Origin of the sequence: Haloarcula mannanilytica, from assembly GCF_005406125.1 — an archaeon.
GTDB lineage: Archaea > Halobacteriota > Halobacteria > Halobacteriales > Haloarculaceae > Haloarcula > Haloarcula mannanilytica.
Genome location: NZ_BIXZ01000030.1, coordinates 1 through 1,402 on the forward strand (window position 1 = coordinate 1; position 1,402 = coordinate 1,402).

At 58.8% G+C, this 1,402-nt stretch carries 1 protein-coding gene; it reads left to right on the forward strand.

Translation table 11 applies throughout. The features are described 5' to 3' along the window. Positions 1-132: 132 nt before the first annotated feature. Complete coding sequence (locus Harman_RS21180) at positions 133-1,386, forward strand: RNA-guided endonuclease InsQ/TnpB family protein (protein WP_137685641.1); 1,254 nt, start codon at positions 133-135, stop codon at positions 1,384-1,386. Positions 1,387-1,402 lie beyond the last annotated feature (16 nt).

Sequence of the window (1,402 nt, forward strand, 5' to 3'; positions counted from 1 at the left end):
TTCAACTGAAGCGGTAGCGCGGAGTCCCCTTCCTTAAGAAATGAGCGAAGCGAGTGAGTAGGGAGGGGAGGAGCGCGTTCGCATCGATCACAAACACCTGGCTATAAGTAGCCACCGTTCTACATTGAAACTGTGGCAGACGACTATGTGCGTCGGACGGCAATTACTCGTCTGGAGGTTACAGACGAGCAACGCGACCTCCTCGAAGAGACGATCTCCGAGTGGAAGCGTGGTTGTCAACTTGCCACTGATAAGGCGTGGGGCAAGTGCAACGCGAAAAGCGATGTCCAGCCCCTCGCCTACGACGACGTGCGCGAACACACCGACCTCGGGAGTCAGCACGCGATTCTCGCCACCCACCAAGCCGCCCAAGCTATCACCGGCTGTATCGAACGCCGCTCCAACGGCAAGAAGGTCAGCAAACCCACCTTCACCACTCCGACGGTAAAATACGACACCCGGACTATGACGCTGTTTGACGACGATACGGTGTCGCTCTCCACCACGGAGAGTCGCGTCCGATGTGACCTTGTTCTGCCCGACGCCGATGATGGCTACCAGCGGCAGTACCTCAATTCAGATACGTGGAGTGTCACGGAAAGCACGCTCACTGCCCGTAATGGCGATTACTTCTTACATATCGGCTTTCGCCGACCCAAAACCGATACCGAACGGAACACCGCCGAGGACGGGACGGTTCTCGGGGTTGACCTCGGTATCGAAAACCTTGCCGTCACAAGTACCGCCTCCTTTGTCAGCGGGCGGAAGTTGGCCCACAACCTCCGTGAGTTCGAGAAGATACGCGCCGGACTCCAACAGACAGGGACACGAAGCGCCCACCGGACGCTCGAACAGGCGAGTGGCCGTGAACTTCGATACGTCCGGGACGTACTACACCGAGCGTCGAACGCCATCGTAGACGAAGCACTCCGATACGAGTGTGACGTGATAGCGTTCGAGGACCTGACCCACATCCGCGACCGAACCGGCGCGTCGTGGGGCCACAAATGGGCGTTCCGAACGCTGTACGAGCAAGTAGAATACAAAGCCGAAGCAGAAGGAATCTCGGTGAAACAAGTCGGGTCAGCATACACGTCGAAACGGTGTGCCGAGTGCGGATTCACGGCGGACGAGAATCGCCCGACTCGCACCGACTTTCGGTGTCAGAAATGCGAGTCGGAAGCGAACGCGGACTACAATGCGGCGAAGAACATCGGGATACGGTATGTCCGTCGGGGCCAACAGTCGTCTCGGCGGACGGGCAACAGTCAGCTTGCCCTGAAGTCTGGGACTGTGACACCGAGTGGTGGATTCACCGCCCACCCGGAAGGGTCCGAGGTCGAGTCCACGGACAAGCCCCACCCTCAAAGCGCCGAAGGCGCTTAGGGTGGGGTAGTTGACC